The organism is Parvibaculum sp. (assembly GCF_049672805.1).
Lineage (GTDB): Bacteria > Pseudomonadota > Alphaproteobacteria > Parvibaculales > Parvibaculaceae > Parvibaculum.
On record NZ_JBATWS010000355.1, the window covers coordinates 1 to 3,390 of the forward strand.

4 protein-coding genes are annotated in these 3,390 nt (G+C 59.4%); 2 read left to right on the plus strand and 2 right to left on the minus strand.

All coding sequences use genetic code 11. The annotated features are described in order from the left end of the window. The coding region (gene gdhA, locus WBF74_RS11155; protein ID WP_424439613.1) for an NADP-specific glutamate dehydrogenase at positions 1-1,009 on the plus strand (1,009 nt) is incomplete at its 5' end. A 37-nt stretch (positions 1,010-1,046) separates the two neighbouring features. Here the strand turns inward: gdhA and WBF74_RS11160 are convergent. Further along, positions 1,047-2,219 carry an NnrS family protein gene (locus WBF74_RS11160; RefSeq protein WP_424439616.1) on the minus strand — a complete coding sequence of 391 codons (1,173 nt, stop codon included), beginning with the start codon at positions 2,217-2,219 and terminating at the stop codon, positions 1,047-1,049. Between the two features lie 144 nt (positions 2,220-2,363). Between WBF74_RS11160 and WBF74_RS11165 the strand changes: the two genes are divergently transcribed. Then, on the plus strand, positions 2,364-2,873 hold the full coding sequence (locus WBF74_RS11165) for an RrF2 family transcriptional regulator (protein ID WP_424439619.1): 510 nt from the start codon (positions 2,364-2,366) through the stop codon (positions 2,871-2,873). A 61-nt stretch (positions 2,874-2,934) separates the two neighbouring features. On the opposite strand, the gene WBF74_RS11170 is transcribed toward WBF74_RS11165, so the two are convergent. Beyond that, positions 2,935-3,390, minus strand: a 456-nt coding sequence (locus tag WBF74_RS11170; protein WP_424439622.1) for a superoxide dismutase, incomplete at its 5' end; no start/stop codon positions are given.

Sequence of the window (3,390 nt, forward strand, 5' to 3'; positions counted from 1 at the left end):
GACCTTCAAGAATGCGCTGACGGGGCTGCCCATTGGCGGCGGCAAGGGCGGATCGGATTTCAATCCGCGCGGCCGCTCTGATGGCGAGATCATGCGCTTCTGTCAGTCCTTCATGACGGAGCTGCAGCGTCATCTCGGTGAATACACGGACGTGCCTGCAGGGGATATCGGCGTGGGCGCGCGCGAGATCGGCTACATGTTCGGACAATACAAGCGCATCACCAATCGCTATGAAGCCGGTGTGCTGACAGGCAAGGGGCTGATCTATGGCGGCTCCCGCGCCCGCAAGGAAGCGACGGGCTACGGCGCCACAACCTTCGTGCAGTGCATGCTGCGTACCCGAGGCACCGATTTTGACGGCAAGCGCGCCGTCGTCTCCGGCTCGGGCAATGTGGCGATCTACACCATGGAAAAGATCATCTCGCTTGGCGGCAAGGTCGTCGCCTGCTCGGACTCCAATGGCTATGTCGTGGATGAGGATGGTATCGACCTTGATCTCGTGAAGGAGATCAAGGAGTTGCGCCGCGAGCGTATCTACGAATATGCGAGGCGCAAGGGTGGCAAGGTTCGCTATGTCGAGGGAGGTTCCATCTGGGATGTGCCTTGCGATGTGGCCATGCCTTCCGCAACGCAGAACGAACTGACGGGCAAGGATGCCCGCACCCTCATCAAGAACGGTGCCCTGGCCGTCGGTGAAGGCGCGAACATGCCATCCACGCCGGACGCTATCGCGGCCTTCCGCGAGGCGGGTGTTCTCTTTGGCCCCGCCAAGGCGGCGAATGCCGGCGGTGTGGCAACTTCCGCTCTCGAGATGCAGCAGAATGCTTCGCGCGACAGCTGGTCCTTTGAGGAAACGGAAGCACGTCTCAGCAACATCATGGTCGGCATCCACGACCTCTGCGCGCAGACGGCAGAAGAATACGGCTCCCCGGGCGACTATGTTCTCGGAGCAAACGTGGCGGGCTTTGTTCGCGTCGCAGAAGCCATGGAAGCACTTGGCGTCATCTGATCGCCGCCGGCCATCATGTGTATTGCGGAGCGGGATATCAGCCTTGGGCTGAGCCCGCCCGCGGTCGCAGCAGCATCGGGCCATAGGCCGCCACAAAACCTGAAAAAGCAACAAGCCACGCTCCGCCTGACGCAAGATGGAGCATGGATGCTGCATCGGGCAGAAGGATCTCCGAAAGCCGAAGCAGGGTGGCGACAACTACCATAAGATAGATGAACTGTGTGGCAGGCGGCGCTGTCAGGGGATGGCCGCAATGGCCTCTCGTCGCCCGCGTCATGATCGCGAGCGTCATCACACCCATTGCACCGCTTGTCCAGGCATGAAGTGCCGCCGAGAGCGGGATTTCGAACGGCCAGACGAAAGACAGTGCAACAAGCACAAAGCCGAGAGGCACAAACGCATAGCCTATATGCAGGATGAGAACGAGAGGTTCCGCACCTGTCCGCCATCCTGACCAGCGCCCGAGGCGCGCGGCGTGCATGACGCCCGCTGCGAAAAGAAAAAGCGCGCTGACAGGCAAATCGGGCAGGAAAGTCCAGAAGGCAAGTGCCACGATGCTGCTTGCAAGCACCACCTGATCGAAACGGCCCATAGGGGCGGGCAGACGCGTATCACCCCGCCTCGCGAGCCAGTTGCGCGTGAAATTGGGAACGACACGCCCGCCGATAACGCCGATCAGCATCACGATCAGCGAGATCGTGCCACGCACGGCGAATACCGGCTGGCCCTGGGTGATGATCTCGGCATGGAAGAGGAGATTGGCGAGCGCCAGCACCGAAAGAATGAGAGCGATCCGGATATTGCCCGTGTTTTCCGCTGCCACCACCTCCCGAAACACAAAAACGGCAAGCGCGATGAGGAAGAGACTGTCCGCAATGGCAGCCGCGAGATAACCGATCTGCGACGCAAGCAGAAAGGCGATGCGCCCCATAAGCCAAAGAATGAAGAGAGAAAGGAGCGGGGCACCCTGTAGCGGCGCGCGTCCAGTCCAGTTGGGAACCGCTGTAAGCAGGAAGCCCGCAATGATGGCACCGACATAGCCGAACAGAAACTCATGCGCATGCCACGCGGCGGGGGTAAGACCGAGGGAAACGACTTCTCCGGTTATCAGGCCAATCCAGATCAACATGGCAAACAAGGCCCAGAGCGCGCCTCCGAGAAAGAAGGGCCGGAAGCCATAACTGAAAAGGGCAATCTGGCGGATGCTCATGGAAGCCCCTCTGGCGCGGGATGCAATCTTGCATCACATAAGATTTATATAACATATATCATATAGTTTGCAGCGCCTGCGGCTATTATCTTGTTTGTCGCAGGCCACGTCCTTCCGAGCAGTCCCTTTCCACAGGTTGTCCGTATGCGTCTCACCACACTTTCCGACTATGCGTTGCGTGTTCTCATGTATGCGGCGAGCCAGCAGGATCGCCTGATCACCATTGACGAGACCTCGAAGGTCTATGACGTGTCAAAGGCGCATCTGATGAAGGTGGTCAATATCCTGACACGAAGCGGATTCCTGAGGGGGGTGCGCGGAAGGTCCGGCGGTTTCACGCTCGGGATGCGGCCGGAAGACATCAATCTCGGTGCTGTCATCCGCCAGACAGAACCGGATTTCGCGCTGGTGGAATGCTTCGCCACCGGCAATCAATGCGTCCTCACGCGCAAATGCGAGCTGGCGTCGGTGCTGAATGAAGCGCTGTCTTCCTTTGTGACCACGCTCGACAAATACACCCTTGCGGATATCGCGCGTCCGCCCCGCGATTTCCTTGTGCCGAATGTCAAAGAGAATGAGCGGCGCGGGCCACGTTTCGATGTTGCTGAGGCAAAGGCTACCACTCGCCGAAAACGAGCAACCGAGACGGCCTAAACGCCCGTGTCCTAGAATACATCGCAACGATACACATGGATCACTTTGTCTCATCCCGCCGTCAACGGGCGGGACGAGGGAAGTGCCACGCACCGCGCTCTCCGAGCGAGGCGGAGTACTGTGCTGCAGCGAACTCCCAGTTGACAAGCTTGTCCCACCAGGTACCAAGCCAGCCCGCGCGATCCTGACGATAGTCGATGTAATAGGCGTGCTCCCAGACATCGCAGGTGAGGATCGGGGTGGCGTCCATTTCCGTAATCGGTGCCGCCGCATCATGCGTTGAGACAACGGATAGCGAACCCTTGCGGGAGATGAGCCACGCCCAGCCTGAGCCAAAATGCCCAGCACCTTCCGCCGTGAAACGCTGTTTCAAGGCATCGAGGCTGCCGAAATCACGGGTGATGGCTGCGGCAAGTACACCGTTTGGTTCAGCATACTTGGGTGTCATGCATTCCCAGAAGAAAGCGTGGTTCCATGCCTGAGCGGCATTGTTGAAGACCTGCCTGTCCTTGCCGTC